Source organism: Pseudomonas protegens (genome assembly GCF_003732485.1).
Classification (GTDB): domain Bacteria; phylum Pseudomonadota; class Gammaproteobacteria; order Pseudomonadales; family Pseudomonadaceae; genus Aquipseudomonas; species Aquipseudomonas protegens_B.
Map to the genome: position 1 here is coordinate 647,783 of NZ_MOAK01000086.1, position 16,710 is coordinate 664,492.

A 16,710-nucleotide genomic window follows, 5' to 3' on the forward strand; every position below is an offset into this window, starting at 1 on the left:
TTGGCCGCCAGCCAACCGGCCACCGGCCAGGTGCGCACTTCGGCCTTGGACAGGAAGGACAGCGGCGTGAGCATGCCCAGCAGCGGGATATCGGTCCAGGACACGTGGTTGCTGACCCAGAGCATCGGCTGGCGAGGCAGCTCGCCGTGTACCGTGACCCGGAACGGCAGGGCATTGCTCAAGCGTGCCATGAAGAACCGCGACCAGCGCTGGCGTCGGACCATGGAGTTGGCGACCCCCAAGCGTTCCAGCACGCCGAAGACACTGGCCATGCTCAGGCCCAGTGCGACCACCAGCAGCACCCGGGCGATGCGCCCGTAGACCCGCAGCCGGCGCATCAGACCGCCGCCTTGAAGTGCCGGGCGTAGCGTGGGCACAACTCGTCGCGCTTGAGCAGAATGAACACGTCGGCCACCTGGAAGTCCTGGTCCCAGCAGGGTTCACCGCAGATCTTCGCCCCCAGGCGCATGTAGGCCTTGAGCAATGGCGGCATCTCGGCGATGACATTGGAAGGGATGTCCAGGCTGGGCAGCGGGTTCTTCGGTTCGGCTCGCAGGTGTTCGGTACTCAGGTACCGCTCCCGCAGACGCTGCATGATGGCCTGGGCCTGGATGCCGCCGTCCTGCATCGGGATGCTGGCGCAACCCATCAGGTAGCTGTAGCCGCCCTGGTTGAGCACTTCGGCCAGCTCGCCCCAGAGCACGGCGATGGTGCCGCCGTTGCGATAGGCCGGGTCGACACAGGTGCGGCCGATTTCCAGGATGGGGCCCTTGAGGTGCGCCAGGCCGTGCAGGCTGAATTCTTCCTCGCTGTAGAAGCGTCCCAGGCTGCTGGCGGCCTGATGGTCCAGCAGGCGGGTGGTGGCTACCAGGCGCCCGGTGTTCAGGTCGCGTACACCGATGTGGCTGCAGTGAACGTCATAGTCATCCATGTCCAGACCCCATTGCGCGCCCTTGAGCTTGGCGTTGAACTCGCCGCTGAAGACGTTGAAACGCAGGGCCTGGGCTTCCTGCAGGGCCTGGGCGCCGATCAGGCGTTCGGCTTGCAGGCGGCGTTCAGTGCCGGTGTCGCTGATGCGGGCGATCTGAGTCATCGTGAATCTCCGTGCGGGCTACCGACCCGCCTTGGGTTGCAGCCAATCGACTTTGTTGTGCAAAGTCAGGCTATGTAGCCCCGGTGTCATCGCCATGAAGCTTTGGTGATGCTTATATGACAGCCCCTGAGGATCTTCGAATGCCCTGGCAAGCCCTGCTCGAGAGCCGTGAACGACTGCCCGTCAACCCCGATCTGGCCGAGGGCTACGGGGCTTTGCTGGCCCATTTGGGCAGCGTTACACCGTTCGAGCTGGCGGTGCTTGGTGGGCGCCTGATGGAGACTCCGGGGCTGGCGTTCCTGGTGGGCTACCAGGCGGCGTTGCGCATGTTGTGGCCCAGTGCGCCGCAAAGCCTGGGGGCTTTGTGCGCGACTGAACGCCGCAGCCTGCGCCCGGCGGACATGCAGACCCGGCTGGAGGATCTGCGCCTGCAAGGGCGCAAGGATTTCGTGACGGCCGGCGATGCCGCCGACTGGCTGTTGGTGGCGGCGCGCAGCGAGGCCCCGGGGGAGCGGCCAGCATTGCGCCTGACCGTGGTCTATGCCGGGGAGCCTGGGGTCAAGGTCCAGACCCTGCCCGCCATCGCCCTGATGCCGGAGATCAGCCACGGCTGCCTGTTGCTGGACAACGCCGCCTGCGAATTGCTGGCCGGCGATGGCTGGGACGCCTATGTCAAACCCTTCCGTACCCTGGAGGACATCTATGTCCTGAGCGCCATGCTCGCCTGGCTGTATGGCGTGGGGCAGGACAGTGGCTGGCCGCAGCCCTTGCAACTGCAGTTGCTGGGATTGCTTGCGGGCTGTGCCGAAGTCAGTCGGCAGAATCCTTCCTTGGCTGGCGGACACATTCTATTGGGTGGCTTGTTCACGCAGTTCCAGGTATTGCGGCCTGAAATCGACGCCGCATTCGCCAATGGTCCTGAGCGTTGGCGCAACCAATGGTCCCGGGACCAGGCCCTGCTGGACCTGGCTGCCAGCGCCCGGGAACAACGCCTGGCCAAAGCTCTGGCCGCGTTTCAGCAACGGCGCCCCCTTGCGTAGGAGCCGGCTTGCGGGCGAAAGGCCCCGAGGGTTTTGCACAAGGCTCGATGACGCCTTCGCTGGCCAGCCAGCTCCTACGAGGCGGGATGCCGTGGGCTGTTGTAGGAGCCGGCTTGCCGGCGAAGGGGCCCGAGGGCCTCGCCCAAGGCTCGATGACGTCTGCGCTGGCCAGCCCTCCAACAAACCAGGGCGCTTGCAGTGAAACTGTCATCAGCCTGGACTAGGCTCGGCCCCTGACGTCACCCGAGTGTCATCCATGGCCAAAGCTCCGATCCTGCTGGCGTTGCTTGTATGCCTCAGCCTGCCGGCCTGGGCCGAGGAGTGGCCGGCGCAGCAGTGGAGTCTGGGCCCGACCGTCAGCGGCCCGGCGCTCAAGGCTCTGGAGGACTACGCCTTCGTGCCCAGGGACGACAAGTCCCTCAAAGGCATTCGCACTGACGCCTTGCTGGTGATCCGCGATGGCCAAGTGCTTTACGAGCGCTACGCCGGCGCCACCGGGCCACAGACGCCCCATCTCATCTGGTCCGCCAGCAAAAGTCTGTTGGCGGTGGTGTTGGGCGTTGCCTTCGGTGAAGGCCGCTTCCAGCTCCAGGACCCCGCGGCAAAATATTACCCGGCGCTGCAGCCGCATCCGGCTATCAGCCTGGAGGATTTGTTGCATTGGGCCTCGGGTCTGGATTGGCAGGAAGACTACGAGTACGCCCCCCTCAACTCTTCAGTGGTGGCCATGCTCTACACCCGCGGGCATCGGGACATGGCGGCATTTGCCGCACAACAGACGCGCTCCACTCCACCGGGACAGGCCTTCCGTTATTCCAGTGGCGATAGCAACCTGCTGGCGGCCAGCCTGCGGGGGATGGTGGGGGCAGACCAGTATGCGGACTATCCCTGGCAGGCCCTGTTCGAACCGCTGGGCATCACCCAGGCGGTGTGGGAGCGTGACGCCGCAGGCACATTCGTGGCGTCTTCCTACCTCTACCTGACGGCCCGCGATCTGGCCCGTGTCGGCCTGTTGATGCAGCGCGAAGGTCGCTGGCGTGACCGGCAGTTGCTGCCCAGGTCCTGGGTCGAGTTCAGCCGCACGCCCTTCGCCGGCTATCGGGCCAATCAGGATGAGGCGGTGGCGGGTGGACACTGGTGGCTCAACCGCTCGGTGGACGGGGCCCCCCAGCCCTGGCCCGATGCTCCGGCGGATACCTATGCCGCCCTGGGACATTGGGGGCAGGCGCTGTATGTCCTGCCTGCACAGCGCCTGGTGATCGTGCGTTACGGCGACGACCGCGATGGCAGCTATCGGCACAATGAACTGCTCAAGCGAGTCCTGGCGGCGTTTTCCAGCAAGGGGCAGCCATGAGGCGCTGGGCCTTTTTCCGCCGTCATCCGCTGCTCGGCCTGGTGCTGGTGGCGCTGCTCCTGCTGCTGGGCTGGAGCTGGCAGCAACGGGAGGCCCTGCAGGCCTTCCCGGATATCCTCGGTGCCTACACCGCCAAGGAGTACTGCTCCTGCCGCTATGTGATGCAACAACCCGCCGACTACTGCCGTGCCTATGTGCGCCAGTACCTGCCCATCAGCGGTTTTAGCGATGAGCCGCAGAGCCGACGTGTCACCGCCAGCGCCCTGGGGCGTACCCACAGCGCGCTCTGGCTGGGCCCCCGGGAAGGCTGCCGCCTCGATCGCTGATCCTGGATCAGGCTTCGCTGCAGATTATGTGTTCCATCCAGTGGAACCACATTTGATTGTCCTGTGCTCCGGCTCGCGGTTATCTGACGCAGAGCTTCGAGCACGCTCCTGCGCCTCGTGCAACGCTCCGAAAAAAAGAACGGGAAGCCACCCGGCCCAGAGGAGATACGCCATGACCCGACACCAGCACATCCTTGCCTGGCTCAACGACATTGCCAGCGATCTGCGGGCCATCCGCCAGGATATTCATGCCCACCCGGAACTGGGGTTCGAAGAGCACCGCACTTCGGCGCTGGTGGCTCGCTGTCTGGAGGAGTGGGGTTATGAAGTGCACACCGGCATCGGCCGAACCGGGGTCGTGGGCGTCCTGCGCAACGGCACGGGCACGCGCACCTTGGGCCTGCGGGCGGACATGGACGCCTTGCCGATCATCGAGAACACCGGGGCTCCCTACAGCAGCCGCCATGGCGGTTGCATGCACGCCTGTGGGCATGACGGCCACACCACCATCCTGCTGGGGGCGGCGCGCTATCTGGCGGCGACCCGAGCGTTCGACGGCACCCTGAACCTGATCTTCCAGCCTGCGGAAGAGGGCCAGGGCGGTGCCGAGGCGATGCTTGCCGATGGCCTGCTGGAGCGCTTCCCCTGTGATGCGCTGTTCGGCCTGCACAACATGCCCGGGCTGCCGGCCGGTCACCTGGGCTTTCGCGAGGGGCCGATGATGGCGTCCCAGGACCTGCTTGAGGTGATTGTCGAAGGCGTCGGCGGTCACGGCTCCATGCCCCACCTGGCGGTGGACCCCTTGGTGGCGGCGGCCAGCATGGTCATGGCCTTGCAGACGGTGGTGGCGCGCAACATCGACGCCCAGGAAGCGGCGGTGGTGACGGTCGGCGCCCTGCAGGCCGGCGAGGCGGCCAACGTGATTCCCCAGCAGGCGTTGTTGCGCCTGAGCCTGAGGGCCCTCAATGCACCGGTGCGCGAGCAGATGCTGGAGCGGGTCAAGGCGATCATCCAGACCCAGGCCGAAAGCTTTGGCTGCAGCGCCAGCATCGACCATCGCCCGGCTTATCCGGTGCTGGTCAACAGCCCGGAGGAAACCGAGTTTGCCCGCCGGGTCGGTGTCGAGCTGGTGGGGGCCGAAGCGGTGAATGGCAACACGCCGAAGCTGATGGGCAGCGAAGACTTCGGCTGGATGCTGCAGCGCTGCCCCGGCAGCTACCTGTTCATCGGCAATGGTGTAGCGCAACCGATGGTGCATAACCCGGGTTACGACTTCAACGACGACATCCTGCTCACCGGTGCGGCCTATTGGGGCGCCCTGGCGGAGAGCTGGCTCAAGCCCGCCTGAACCTTCCTGTTCCTGTAGCGCTGTGCGGCCCGGGCGTTCCATGCGCCCGGCACTTTTCCGAGCCCGCAAGAAGGCTCAAAAGTTTCAAGGAACCTCCCATGAGCGTCTCGATACCTTCTGTTTCCAAGACCCGGCAGGTGATTGCCGCCGTGGTTGGCAACGCCCTGGAATGGTATGACTTCATCGTCTATGGCTTTCTCGCCAGCTTTATCGCCCGCCAGTTCTTCCCGGCTGAAGATGAGTACACCTCGTTGCTGATGGCCCTGGCCACCTTCGGCGTGGGCTTTTTCATGCGTCCGGTGGGCGGCGTGCTGCTGGGCATGTATTCCGACCGCAAAGGCCGCAAGGCGGCCATGCTGGTGATCATCCAACTGATGACCCTGGCCATTGCGATGATTGTCTTTGCCCCCAACTACGCGGCCATTGGCCTGGGCGCGCCGTTGCTGATCGTGGTGGCGCGGATGCTCCAGGGCTTTGCCACCGGGGGGGAGTACGCCAGCGCCACGGCCTACCTGGTGGAAAGTGCCCCGGCGGACAAGAAAGGCCTGTATGGCTCCTGGCAGTTGGTAGGACAGTGCCTGGCAGTGTTCAGCGGAGCCGCGATGGTGGCGGCGGTGACCCACTTCTTTTCGCCGCAGACCCTGGATCTCTGGGGCTGGCGCCTGCCGTTCGTGATCGGTCTGCTGATCGGTCCGGTGGGGCTGTGGATTCGCAAGTACATGGAGGAGCCGGAGGCCTTCATCGAGGCGCGCAAGCAAGTGCGTGGCAAGGGGCCGGGGCTGTGGCAGGTGGTGTCGGCCTACCGCCGGGCGATCCTGGTGTCCATGGGCCTGTGCTGCGGCGGCACTGTGTCTTTCTATGTGGTGCTGGTGAACATGCCGACCTTCGCCCACACCAACCTCGGCCTGCCTCTGGATCAGGTACTGCTGGTGCAGATGTTCGCCGTGGCCTTGATGACCGTGGTGATTCCCTTTGCCGGCGCGCTGTCGGACCGTATCGGCCGGCGCCCGGTGCTGATGGCTTTCACCCTGGCGTTTTTCGTCATGGTCTATCCCTTGTATGTGTGGGTCGCCGCGGCGCCGTCCATCGAGCGTCTGCTGGTGATGCAAATGTTGCTGTGCGGTGCCATCGGCGGTTTTTTCGGGCCCGGTCCTACGGCCCTGGCCGAGCAGTTTCCCATTGAGGTGCGCTCCACCGGGGTGTCGGTGGCGTATAACGTCACGGTGATGCTGTTCGGTGGCTTTGCCCCCTTGATCGTGACCTGGCTGAGCAAGGTCATGGCCACGCCGGTGGCGCCATCCTTCTATGTCTTGCTGACCTCGATCCTCAGCCTGCTGGGTATCTACTGCATGTATGACGCGGTCAGAGACGACAAACCCGATGCCGTGACCCTGGGAGGCGAGTCTTGATCAAGCACAGCGAACCAATGGCCAACGAGTCCATCGTCGAGCTGGATGCCCTGGCGCTATCCCGGGCGATCCATGCCCGCGAGCTGTCCTGTCGCGAGGTGATGCAGGCCTATCTGCAGCAGATCGAGCGTTACAACCCCGGGGTCAATGCCCTGGTCTCCCTGTGCGATCCGCAGGACCTGCTGGCCCAGGCCGATGAGCGTGACCGGCAACTGGATCGGGGACAGTCCATGGGCTGGATGCATGGCATGCCCCAGGCGATCAAGGATCTGGCAGCCACTGCGGGGCTGACCACCAGCATGGGCTCGCCGCTGTTCGCCGATCAGGTACCCCAGGTGGATGCCATCAGCGTGGCCCGGGTCCGGGCCAGCGGCGCAATCATCGTCGGCAAGAGCAACGTGCCGGAGTTTGGCCTGGGCTCCCATACCTACAACCAGCTGTTCGGCACCACCGGCAATGCCTATGACAGCAGCCTGAGCGCCGGCGGCAGCAGCGGCGGGGCGGCGGTAGCCCTGGCCTTGCGCATGCTGCCGGTGGCCGATGGCAGCGACATGATGGGCTCGCTGCGCAATCCGGCGGCCTTCAACAACGTGTTCGGTATGCGCCCCTCCCAGGGGCGGGTGCCATTGGGCCCGACCCCTGAGCTGTTCGTGCAGCAACTGGCTACCGAAGGGCCGATGGGCCGCACGGTGGCTGATGTGGCCCGGCTGTTGAGCACCCAGGCCGGTTACGACCCGCGGGCGCCCTTGTCCCTCAAGGAAGATCCGGCGCTGCTGCAGGCACCTCTGCAACGGGATGTACGCGGCCTGCGCCTGGGCTGGCTGGGGGATTACAACGGGTACCTGGCCATGGAACAGGGCGTCCTGAGCCTGTGCGAAAAGGCCCTGGCCGACTTCACCCGCCTGGGCTGTGAAGTGGAAAGCTGCCAGCCGGAGTTTTCCATGGCACAACTGTGGGACTGCTGGCTGGTGCACCGGCACTGGCTGGTCCAGGGCTCCCTGGGGTTGTTGTACAACGACCCGGACCAGCGCCGTTGGCTCAAGCCCGAGGCGCGGTGGGAAGTGGAGGGCGCGGCCAACCTCAGTGCCGCGGACGTGTATCGCGCTTCCCAGAGTCGCGGCGACTGGTATCGCGCCTTGCTGCGACTGTTCGAGCGTTACGATTTTCTGCTGCTGCCCACGGCCCAGGTGTTCCCTTTCGATGCACGGCAGGCCTGGCCAAGGCAGATCGATGGGCAGGAAATGGACACTTATCACCGCTGGATGGAAGTGGTGATCGGTCCGACCCTGGCCGGCCTGCCCAGTATCAGAATTCCGGTGGGGTTCAATCTGGCGGGCCTGCCCATGGGCTTGCAGATCATCGGGCCGGCCCAGGCCGACCACGCCGTGCTGCAACTGGCCTATGCCCACGAACAACTGACGCAATGGGTGCGGCAACGCCCTCCGGGTAATCTGCTGTAACCAGGCAAATGCCGTTGATAGGGTTCTGAGGCCCGCATCTTGCTGGGTAAAACCTTTACCCATCCTCAGTCAGGGAGTTCGGACTATGGCCAGCAAGGTAGAAACCGGCAGCGTGCGTTCCGTGGAGCGGGCCCTGGCCATCGTCGAGTTGCTGGGCCAGCACCAGGCCCTGGGTCTGGAGGAGTTGCACTACCTGACGGGGCTACCCAAGGCCACGGTGTCGCGTATGTTGCTGACCCTGCAGGAGCAGGGCTGGATCTACCGTGGCCTCAGTGATCGACGCTATCGCCTGAGTGCCCGCAGCCTGTTCGGCGACAGTCGGCAACGCTTCAAGCGCCATCTGGTGGAGCAGGCAGCGCCCTGGATGCTGGAGTTGAGTGCACGGACCGGGTTGGTCAGTGACCTGTCGAGTTTTGACGGCGAGCACCTCGAGGTCCTGGAAAGCGCGGTGCCTGCGGTGTTGCGCAAGCGCTACCCGAACAACAGCCGGATTGTCGGCCAGCACGCCAGCCTGTTTCATTCGGCCATGGGCAAGGCCTGCCTGGGGGCCCTGGCCAGTGATGAGGTCGAACGTCTGGCCGAGCGTGAGCGAGTGCCGGCCGAAGACCAGCAACAGGCTTGCGCGCAGTCCCAGCATCTGGGGTTCGGCCAGCGTACCGAGGGCCACTGGGAATATCCGGTGCGCCTGCCCTTTCTGATTCGCGCGGTGGCCTTGCCGTTGCAGGCCGAAGGTCGGGTGATCGGCAGCATCGCCCTGCATTGGCCGATGGACCTGACCTGTGTCGAACTGGTACGCAATCGTCACCTGGGATTGCTGGCCGATACCATCGAGCAATTGCAGAAGTCCATTGCCTGAGCCATTCCCCGTCTGCAACGGCTGAGCCCCACTTGAGCGCGGTGTTTGCCAGCCCCCTGGCAGCCGGTTAAGGTGGCGCCTTCTGTTCACGGGAGCTTGCATGCGTACGCCGATCCGCCTTCTTCTCAGCCTGCTCGGGATACTGGCCCTGCCGGCCCAGGCCAACTGGTACCTGGACAACGAGTCTTCCCGGGTGTCCTTCGTGACCACCAAGAACGCCAGTATTTCCGAGGTCCAGCGCTTTTTGGTGTTGCACGGCAAGGTCGACGCCAAGGGCCAGGCCCAGTTGCAGATCGAGCTGGACTCGGTCAGCAGCGGTATTCCCCTGCGCGATGAACGCATGCGCCAGGAGCTGTTCCAGGTCCAGCAGTTTCCCGAGGCGCAGATCACCGCGCAGATCAACCTGCGGCCAATCAACGACCTGGCCCCCGGGGCGCAGATCGAGTTGCTGTTGCCGGTCACCGTGGCCCTGCATGGCCAGGAACACACCTACAACGCCGAGCTGCTGGCCACTCGCCTGGATGAGCGGCGTTTCCAGGTGGTGACGTTGGAACCGCTGGTCCTCAATGCCGAAGACTTCAACCTGGCACCGGGCCTCGACAGCCTGCGCAAGGTGGCTGGCTTGTCGGCCATCAGTTTCTCGGTACCGGTGGGTGCGGTACTGATCTTCACGGCGCGCTGAAATGCGCGGAGCGGTGTTCCCCTGGCGTGAAGGCAACCGCTTCGAGCTGTTGATCGACGGTCCCCAGTTCTTTCCGCGCATGCTGGTGGCCATTGCCCGCGCCCGGCAGCAGGTGGAGCTGGAGCTGTATCTGGTGGAAGCCGGCGCATGTGCCGAGGCTCTGGTCCAGGCCCTGGTCCAGGCTGCCGAGCGCGGGGTGCGGGTGCGTTGTCTGTTCGATGACTATGGCAGCCTGGCCTTTACCCAGGCCCTGCGCCTGCGCTTGACCAAGGCTGGTGTCGAACTGCGTTTCTACAACCGCCTGAAGTGGCGCCAGGGCTTTCTCAACCTGTACCGCGACCATCGAAAACTGCTGTTGGTGGATCAGTCCCTGGCAGTGGTGGGCGGTACTGGGGTTACCGATGAGTTCTGGCAGCCCGAGGACAACAGCTGTGACTGGCATGAAGTGATGGTGGAGATCGCCGGGCCCACGGTGCAGGACTGGCAGAGGCTGTTTGATCGCCAGTGGAGCGCCAACCTGCGCAAGGGCGCCTGGCGGCCCAATGTCGATTTCGGCTTGCCCCATCTGCCCCGTGTACCTGACTCGGGGGAGGGCATGGGCCGGGTGGCCTATGCCGACTCGCGTCAGCATCGCGACATCCTGCATTCACTGATTCGTGCCCTGCACAGCGGTCAGCAGCGTATCTGGCTGGCCACGCCTTACTTCTTGCCCACCTGGTCGGTGCGGCGCTCATTGCGCAAGGCTGCCGCCCGGGGCGTCGACGTACGCCTGCTGCTGACCGGGCCGCAGACCGATCATCCAGCCGTGCGCTATGCCGGGCACCGTTACTACCCGCGCTTGCTCAAGGCCGGCGTGCGGATTTTCGAATATCAGCCGCGTTTCCTGCATTTGAAGATGGCGCTGGTGGACGACTGGGTCAGTGTGGGCTCGTGCAATTTCGACCACTGGAACCTGCGCTTCAACCTGGAAGCCAACCTCGAAGCCCTGGACCCGCCACTGACGCGCTCCGTGGCGGCGAGCTTCGAGACGGATTTTGCCCAGAGTGAAGAGATCAGCCTGGCGCAGTGGCGCAACCGGCCGTTGTGGCGGCGGGTCAAGCAGCGGATCTGGGGCTGGGTCGACCGCCTGGTGGTCAACCTGCTGGATCGTCGCGGCTAGTCGCCAAGGGCAGAGGCGTGACGGGCCGGCGCTGTTCCAGCACCGACCCGTCACGGGGGATCAGAGCAGTTCGAAGCTCTGTTGCTTGACGTCCTGGGAATCCAGGCCGATCTGTACATTGAAGTCGCCCGGTTCCGCGGCGTACTTGAGCTGCGCGTTGTAGAACTTCAGGTCGTCCTCGGTGATGGTGAAGTGGATGGATTTCTCTTCACCGGCCTTGAGCATGACTTTCTGGAAGTTCTTCAATTCCTTGATCGGACGGATCATCGAGCCGGCCACGTCCTGGATATACAGCTGCACCACGGTTTCGCCGTCACGCTTGCCGGTGTTCTTCACGGTCACGCTGGCATCGAGCTTGCCGCTCTTGTTCAGGGTGGTGGAGGACAGCGCCATGTCCGACAGGCTGAACGTGGTGTAGCTCAAGCCATAGCCGAACGGAAACAGCGGGCCGGTGGTGTCGTCGAAGTACTGCGAGGTGTAGTTGCCCGGCTTGCCCGGCGTGAACGGCCGGCCAATGGTCAGGTGGTTGTAGTAGGTGGGAATCTGGCCCACGGAGCGGGGGAAGGTGATCGGCAGCTTGCCCGACGGGTTGTAGTCGCCGAACAGCACGTCGGCAATGGCGTTGCCGCCTTCGGTGCCGCTGAACCAGGTTTCCAGGATGGCGTCGGCTTGCTGGTTTTCTTCCAGCAGTGACAGCGGACGGCCATTCATCAGCACCAGCACCAGAGGCTTGCCAGTAGCCTCGAGGGCCTTGATCAGCTCGCGCTGGCTGGCGGGAATGTGCAGATCGGTGCGGCTCGAAGACTCGTGGGACATGCCCCGGGATTCACCCACTGCGGCCACGATCACGTCCGCCTGCTTGGCCGCCTTGACCGCTTCATCGATCATCTGCTGCGCGGAGCGTGGGTCGTCCACCACTTCCGGGGCATCGAAGTTGAGGAAGTTCAGGTAGTCCACCACCTTCTTGTCGGCGGTGATGTTGGAACCCCGGGCGTAGACCAATTGGGCCTTGTCGCCCAGGACGTTGCGCATGCCGTCATACAGCGTCACCGACTGTGCCGGAACGCCGGCGGCGGCCCAACTGCCCATCATGTCGATCGGCGCCTTGGCCAGGGGGCCTACCAGGGCGATCTTCGCGGTTTTCTTCAGCGGCAAGGTGTCGTTGTGGTTCTTCAGCAGCACCAGGCTGCGGCGGGCGATGTCCCGGGCGTCGCTGCGGTGCAGGCGGCTTTCCGCGTTGGTGTCGGCCGGGTCGTCCTCGGCCTTGCCGATGCGCACATAAGGGTCCTTGAACAGGCCCATGTCGTACTTGGCCGCCAGCACTTCACGCACCGCGTTGTCGATGTCCTTCTGCTCGATCTCGCCGGATTTGAGCAGCCCTGGCAGTTCCTTGCCGTACAGCGAGTCGTTCATGCTCATGTCGATGCCGGCCTTGATCGCCAGCTTGGCGGCCTCGCGACCGTCCTTGGCCACGCCGTGGCGGATCAGCTCGATGATCGCCCCGTGGTCGCTCACCGCCAGACCCTTGAAGCCCCACTCCTTGCGCAGCAGGTCGTTCATCAGCCAGGTGTTGGAGGTGGCCGGCACGCCGTTGATGGAGTTCAGGGCCACCATCACCCCGCCGGCACCGGCGTCGATGGCCGCGCGGTAGGGCGGCAGGTAGTCCTGGTACATCTTCACCGGGCTCATGTCGACGATGTTGTAGTCGCGACCGCCTTCCACCGCGCCATACAGGGCGAAATGCTTGACGCTGGCCATGATGCTGTCCGGCAAGGCCGGGCTTTGGCCCTGGTAGGCATTGACCATGACCTTGGCGATGCGCGAGACCAGGTAGGTGTCTTCGCCGAAGCCTTCGGAGGTGCGGCCCCAGCGAGGATCGCGGGAGATGTCGACCATGGGCGCGAAGGTGATGTCCAGGCTGTCGGCGCTGGCCTCCTTGGCGGCGATGCGCCCGGAGCGGCCGATGGCGTCCATGTCCCAGCTGGACGCCAGGGCCAGGCTGATGGGGAAGATGGTCCGGTGGCCGTGGATCACGTCATAGGCGAAGAACATCGGGATCTTCAGCCGGCTGCGCATGGCCGCGTCCTGCATCGGCCGGTTTTCCGGGCGGGTGATGGAGTTGAAGGTGCCGCCGATATTGCCCGCGGCGATTTCCTTGCGGATCAGCTCGCGAGGCATTTCCGGGCCGATGCTGATCAGGCGCAACTGGCCGATCTTCTCTTCCAGGGTCATGCGCTTGAGCAGATCGCTGATAAAGGCTTCTTTGTTTTCCAGGGGGACCGGGGCAGATTCGGCCAACACAGGGTGACTGGCCAGGCTGACCAGCAGGCCCAGCAAACACAGCTTATTCATGAATAGTGTTCTCAAGGGCTCAAGACCGACGCATGAGTGACGCGTCGAACAGCCAAAATTTAGGGAGCGGCTATTGTTGTTCAGATAAATCCAGCACACTTCTGAACTCTTTTTCGCGCTGGGCATCTTTTAGCCCATCAGCCCGATGCATTCCAGTGGCGCAGGCAGATTTTGCCCCACAGGATGTGTGAAACCGGGCAAAAGATTCTTTTCCATCAGGTTGTGCAAGGAGCCCCACCCATGAACATCACCCAAAGCCTGCGCTCGAGCTGGCCCGTTGCAGCCCTGTTGCTGCTCACCAGCCTGCTCAGCGGTTGTGGCATCAACAACATTCCGACCCTCGACGAGCAGGTCAAGGCCGACTGGGGCCAGGTGCAGAACCAGTATCAGCGGCGCGCCGACCTGATTCCCAACCTGGTGGAGACCGTCAAGGGCTACGCCAAGCACGAGGAAGAAACCCTCACCGCGGTGATCGAAGCCCGGGCCAAGGCCACCTCGATCCAGGTGGACGCCAGTACCCTGGACAACCCGGAAAAACTCAAGCAGTTCCAGCAGGCCCAGGATCAGTTGAGCGGCGCCTTGAGCCGCCTGATGGTGGTCTCCGAGCGCTACCCGGATCTGAAGGCCAACCAGAACTTCCTGGCCTTGCAATCCCAGCTTGAAGGCACCGAGAACCGTATCGCCGTGGCCCGCCGCGATTTCATCCTCGCGGTGCAGAAGTACAACACCGAGATCCGCACCTTCCCCGGTCGCCTGTGGCATAGCCTGATGTACAGCGACTTGCCGATGCGTGCGTCCTTCGAGGCCACCAGCCCTGACGCCGACAAAGCGCCGCAAGTGAAGTTCTGATGAGCCATGGGCAGCGCGTGCTGCAAAGCGCGCTGCTGTCGCTATGACTGGTGAGTGGCGCCGTATCGGCGCAACAGCCGTTCCAGTTCCAGTTCCAGTTCCAGCTTCAGCTTCAGTCCCGACTCCGACAGCAGCCGGAGCGGCGGTGGCAGTTTTGGCGCTGGCGGGGCGCCCGGCAGTGGGTAGCGCAAGCGGACAATCATTGAGGATGAGGTGCTGATGCGACTCTATAAAATCGGCCTGGTGCTGTTGCTCTGGGTCTTTGCGGTCACGGCCCAGGCCGAGCTGAAGTTCCCGGCCCTGAGTGGACGGGTGGTGGACAACGCACAGTTGATCGAACCCACCATCAGTGCCCAGCTGACTCGGCAGTTGCAAGCCCACGAACAGGCCACCGGCGAACAGCTGGTGGTGGTGACCCTGCCTGACCTGCAAGGCGCGAGCATCGAAGACTACGGTTATCAGTTGGGGCGTCACTGGGGCATTGGCCAGAAGGACAAGAACAACGGCGCGCTGCTGATCGTCGCCCGGGACGAGCGCAAGCTGCGCATTGAAGTGGGTTATGGTCTGGAGGATCGCCTGACCGATGCCCAGGCCTCGGTGATCATTAATCAGGTGATTACCCCGGCGTTCAAGACCGGGCAATTCAGCAAGGGCATCAGCGACGGCGTCTCGGCCATGCTGCTGGTGCTCGGTGGCACGCCGCTGGACCAACCGGACCCGGTGTATGACAGCCTCGAGAGCAGCGACCAGAGTGATTTTGTCCAGCGTCACCCGTTGCTGTTCATCTTCCTGGTGCTGCTGTTCATCCTGGTGGTCATGGTGGCGCAGGCGCTCGGTTTCATCACCACCACCAGCGGGCGTGGCGGTGGTGGTGGCGGTTTCGGCGGTGGCGGTTTTGGTGGCGGGTCCGGCGGCGGTGGCGGCTTCAGCGGTGGCGGCGGCAGTTTTGGCGGCGGCGGTTCCTCCGGCGGCTGGTAACTGAAAATAAAAAGAGGGTATCCAACGACATGGCATTACTGAGTGAGTACGAACAACGGCAAGTGGCCGAAGCCATCGCCCGAGTCGAACGCCAGACCGACGCCGAACTGGTGACGGTGCTGGCCGCCCGGGCCGACGACTACGCCTACATTCCGTTGCTCTGGGCCAGCCTGCTGGCGCTGGTGGTGCCGGGGCTGGTGCACTACATCACCGGCTGGCTGAACATGCACCTGTTGCTGCTGGCGCAATGGGCGACCTTTATCGTGCTGTGCCTGGTGTTCCGCCTACCGCCAATCACCACCCGACTGATTCCGCGTTCGGTGCGCCACTGGCGCGCCTCGAACCTGGCCCGACGCCAGTTCCTCGAACAGAACCTGCATCACACGGTAGGAGGCACCGGGGTTCTGATTTTCGTCAGCGAAGCCGAGCGCTACGTGGAAATCCTGGTGGACGAGGGCATTTCCAAGCGCCTGGACAACAAGCACTGGAACAGCATCGTCCGCGCCTTCACTCGACAGGTGCGCCAAGGCCAGACCCTGCAGGGTTTCCTTGACTGCATCGAAGCCAGCGGTGAACTGCTCAAGGCCCACGTGCCCCTGACCCAGGAGCGCAACGAACTGCCCAACCGCCTCGTAGTGCTCAACTGACCCACCCAGCTGGGGACTATGGCGTGCTACCTGTGTAGGAGCCGGCTTGCCGGCGAAGAGGCCCGTGAGCCTTGCACCGCCCTTGGGCACGCCTTCGCTGGCAAGCCAGTTCCTACGGGGCGGGATTGGGGGGGGCGGGGGGCGACAAAATTTTACCCTCGGGTCAATAACTCCGTGCCCCGGCGGGCCATCCCCCCTAAAATACCCGCCATTCGCTGATTCACACCGCGCATCGCCCGAGGCACCTGCCCCCCATGTCTGTTACCGCACCTTCTGCCCGCCCCACGCCGGACCATCACGCCCAGTTCCTGCAATTGCTGGAAACCAGCCTCGCGCAAAACGCCTTCATCAAGCTGGTACTGGCCAAGCACGTGGGCCCGGAGGCGGACCTGCAACGGCTGATCATCAAGCAACTGACGGTCAAGGAGCAGCCGTGCCTGTCCTTCGTCTATCGCTACAAGACCCGTGACATCACCAAGAACTTCTCCCTGGACGAGGGCGTGGCCACCATCGCCGGGCTGCTGCCGGCCTCGTTCAAGAATGCCCACCTGCTGACCCTGACCGACGAAGTGCAGCTGGAATACAGCAAGAAGGGCAAGAGCTCGCTGTTCAAGGGCAAGCCGCAACAGCAGCGCGACCTGCCCTCCGCCGAGCACAACCGCGAGAAGAACCGCTTTCTCGACCTGAGCCGGCCTTTCCTGGCCGATCTGGGGGTGACCAACAAGCAGCACGAGCTGATCCCGGCCATGTCGCGCAAGTGGAAGCAGATCAACAAGTTCATCGAGGTCTTCAGCCACGCCCTGGGCAGCTCGCCGATCAAGCTCGAGCAGCCGGTGCGGGTGGCGGACTTCGGCTCCGGCAAGGGCTACTTGACCTTTGCCATCCACGATTACCTGCGCAACACCCTCAAGGCCGAGGGCGAAGTCACCGGCGTCGAGTTGCGTGAAGACATGGTGACCCTGTGCAACGCCGCCGCGCAGCGCCTGGAGCACCCGGGCCTGGTGTTCAAGTGCGGTGACGTGCGCAGCGTGGCCCCCAGCGAACTGGAAGTGATGATCGCCCTGCACGCCTGTGACATCGCCACCGACTACGCGATCCACACCGGCATTCGTTCCGGTGCGGCGATCATCATGTGCTCGCCGTGCTGCCACAAGCAG

General features: G+C 64.1%; 15 protein-coding genes and 1 pseudogene. 13 read left to right on the forward strand and 3 right to left on the reverse strand.

Annotated features, from left to right (window positions below):
• Together BLX41_RS36735 and olsB are read right to left on the reverse strand one after the other, a co-directional pair.
• Positions 1-338 (reverse strand): annotated as a pseudogene (locus BLX41_RS36735) (lysophospholipid acyltransferase family protein); the annotation flags it as partial.
• Entirely contained in the window at positions 338-1,093 is a 756-nt protein-coding gene (gene olsB, locus BLX41_RS29990; protein WP_123727779.1) for an L-ornithine N(alpha)-acyltransferase, read from the reverse strand. The gene olsB and the pseudogene BLX41_RS36735, both read right to left, overlap by 1 nt.
• A gap of 140 nt (positions 1,094-1,233) precedes the next feature.
• Between olsB and BLX41_RS29995 the strand changes: the two genes are divergently transcribed.
• From BLX41_RS29995 to BLX41_RS30035, 9 genes are all read left to right on the forward strand, one after another.
• Entirely contained in the window at positions 1,234-2,133 is a 900-nt protein-coding gene (locus tag BLX41_RS29995; RefSeq protein WP_123727780.1) for an acyl-CoA dehydrogenase middle domain-containing protein, read from the forward strand.
• A gap of 256 nt (positions 2,134-2,389) precedes the next feature.
• Positions 2,390-3,487, forward strand: coding sequence for a serine hydrolase domain-containing protein (locus BLX41_RS30000; RefSeq protein WP_123727781.1), 1,098 nt, complete (start codon positions 2,390-2,392; stop codon positions 3,485-3,487).
• Positions 3,484-3,813, forward strand: coding sequence for an amidase (locus BLX41_RS30005; RefSeq protein ID WP_123727782.1), 330 nt, complete (start codon positions 3,484-3,486; stop codon positions 3,811-3,813). Before BLX41_RS30000 ends, BLX41_RS30005 begins: the two co-directional genes overlap by 4 nt.
• A 172-nt stretch (positions 3,814-3,985) precedes the next feature.
• Entirely contained in the window at positions 3,986-5,161 is a 1,176-nt protein-coding gene (locus tag BLX41_RS30010; RefSeq protein ID WP_123727783.1) for a M20 aminoacylase family protein, read from the forward strand.
• 98 nt (positions 5,162-5,259) lie between these two features.
• Positions 5,260-6,570 (forward strand): MFS transporter, encoded by a 1,311-nt coding sequence (locus BLX41_RS30015; protein ID WP_123727784.1) that lies wholly within the window; start codon positions 5,260-5,262, stop codon positions 6,568-6,570.
• A 17-nt stretch (positions 6,571-6,587) separates the two neighbouring features.
• Positions 6,588-8,030, forward strand: a complete 1,443-nt coding sequence (locus tag BLX41_RS30020) for an amidase (RefSeq protein ID WP_123727816.1) — start codon at positions 6,588-6,590, stop codon at positions 8,028-8,030.
• 85 nt (positions 8,031-8,115) lie between these two features.
• Complete coding sequence (locus tag BLX41_RS30025; protein WP_123727785.1) at positions 8,116-8,886, forward strand: IclR family transcriptional regulator; 771 nt, start codon at positions 8,116-8,118, stop codon at positions 8,884-8,886.
• 100 nt (positions 8,887-8,986) lie between these two features.
• Entirely contained in the window at positions 8,987-9,568 is a 582-nt protein-coding gene (locus tag BLX41_RS30030; protein WP_123727786.1) for a YceI family protein, read from the forward strand.
• A 1-nt stretch (position 9,569) separates the two neighbouring features.
• On the forward strand, positions 9,570-10,727 hold the full coding sequence (locus BLX41_RS30035; RefSeq protein WP_123727787.1) for a phospholipase D-like domain-containing protein: 1,158 nt from the start codon (positions 9,570-9,572) through the stop codon (positions 10,725-10,727).
• Between the two features lie 60 nt (positions 10,728-10,787).
• Here the strand turns inward: BLX41_RS30035 and bglX are convergent, their stop codons facing one another.
• Entirely contained in the window at positions 10,788-13,079 is a 2,292-nt protein-coding gene (gene bglX, locus BLX41_RS30040; protein WP_123727788.1) for a beta-glucosidase BglX, read from the reverse strand.
• 240 nt (positions 13,080-13,319) lie between these two features.
• On the opposite strand from bglX, the gene BLX41_RS30045 reads away from it, so the two are divergent.
• The 4 genes from BLX41_RS30045 to BLX41_RS30065 form a co-directional block, all read left to right on the forward strand.
• Positions 13,320-13,928, forward strand: a complete 609-nt coding sequence (locus BLX41_RS30045; RefSeq protein ID WP_123727789.1) for a LemA family protein — start codon at positions 13,320-13,322, stop codon at positions 13,926-13,928.
• A 219-nt stretch (positions 13,929-14,147) separates the two neighbouring features.
• Positions 14,148-14,906 (forward strand): TPM domain-containing protein, encoded by a 759-nt coding sequence (locus BLX41_RS30050; RefSeq protein WP_123727817.1) that lies wholly within the window; start codon positions 14,148-14,150, stop codon positions 14,904-14,906.
• Between the two features lie 29 nt (positions 14,907-14,935).
• Positions 14,936-15,553 (forward strand): TPM domain-containing protein, encoded by a 618-nt coding sequence (locus BLX41_RS30055; RefSeq protein WP_123727790.1) that lies wholly within the window; start codon positions 14,936-14,938, stop codon positions 15,551-15,553.
• 254 nt (positions 15,554-15,807) lie between these two features.
• A partial coding sequence (locus tag BLX41_RS30065; protein WP_259745378.1) for a class I SAM-dependent methyltransferase occupies positions 15,808-16,710 on the forward strand: 903 nt, incomplete at its 3' end.

What these genes read in the sequence shown, in the direction of transcription:
- BLX41_RS30030 (WP_123727786.1), top strand. Translation starts at nt 8,987, where the DNA reads ATGCGTACGCCGATCCGCCTTCTTCTCAGCCTGCTCGGGATACTGGCC.
- BLX41_RS30035 (WP_123727787.1), top strand. Translation starts at nt 9,570, where the DNA reads ATGCGCGGAGCGGTGTTCCCCTGGCGTGAAGGCAACCGCTTCGAGCTG.
- BLX41_RS30005 (WP_123727782.1), top strand. Translation starts at nt 3,484, where the DNA reads ATGAGGCGCTGGGCCTTTTTCCGCCGTCATCCGCTGCTCGGCCTGGTG.
- BLX41_RS30055 (WP_123727790.1), top strand. Translation starts at nt 14,936, where the DNA reads ATGGCATTACTGAGTGAGTACGAACAACGGCAAGTGGCCGAAGCCATC.
- olsB (WP_123727779.1), bottom strand. Translation starts at nt 1,093, where the DNA reads ATGACTCAGATCGCCCGCATCAGCGACACCGGCACTGAACGCCGCCTG.
- BLX41_RS30015 (WP_123727784.1), top strand. Translation starts at nt 5,260, where the DNA reads ATGAGCGTCTCGATACCTTCTGTTTCCAAGACCCGGCAGGTGATTGCC.
- BLX41_RS29995 (WP_123727780.1), top strand. Translation starts at nt 1,234, where the DNA reads ATGCCCTGGCAAGCCCTGCTCGAGAGCCGTGAACGACTGCCCGTCAAC.
- BLX41_RS30045 (WP_123727789.1), top strand. Translation starts at nt 13,320, where the DNA reads ATGAACATCACCCAAAGCCTGCGCTCGAGCTGGCCCGTTGCAGCCCTG.
- BLX41_RS30000 (WP_123727781.1), top strand. Translation starts at nt 2,390, where the DNA reads ATGGCCAAAGCTCCGATCCTGCTGGCGTTGCTTGTATGCCTCAGCCTG.
- BLX41_RS30025 (WP_123727785.1), top strand. Translation starts at nt 8,116, where the DNA reads ATGGCCAGCAAGGTAGAAACCGGCAGCGTGCGTTCCGTGGAGCGGGCC.
- BLX41_RS30050 (WP_123727817.1), top strand. Translation starts at nt 14,148, where the DNA reads ATGCGACTCTATAAAATCGGCCTGGTGCTGTTGCTCTGGGTCTTTGCG.
- BLX41_RS30010 (WP_123727783.1), top strand. Translation starts at nt 3,986, where the DNA reads ATGACCCGACACCAGCACATCCTTGCCTGGCTCAACGACATTGCCAGC.
- BLX41_RS30020 (WP_123727816.1), top strand. Translation starts at nt 6,588, where the DNA reads ATGGCCAACGAGTCCATCGTCGAGCTGGATGCCCTGGCGCTATCCCGG.
- bglX (WP_123727788.1), bottom strand. Translation starts at nt 13,079, where the DNA reads ATGAATAAGCTGTGTTTGCTGGGCCTGCTGGTCAGCCTGGCCAGTCAC.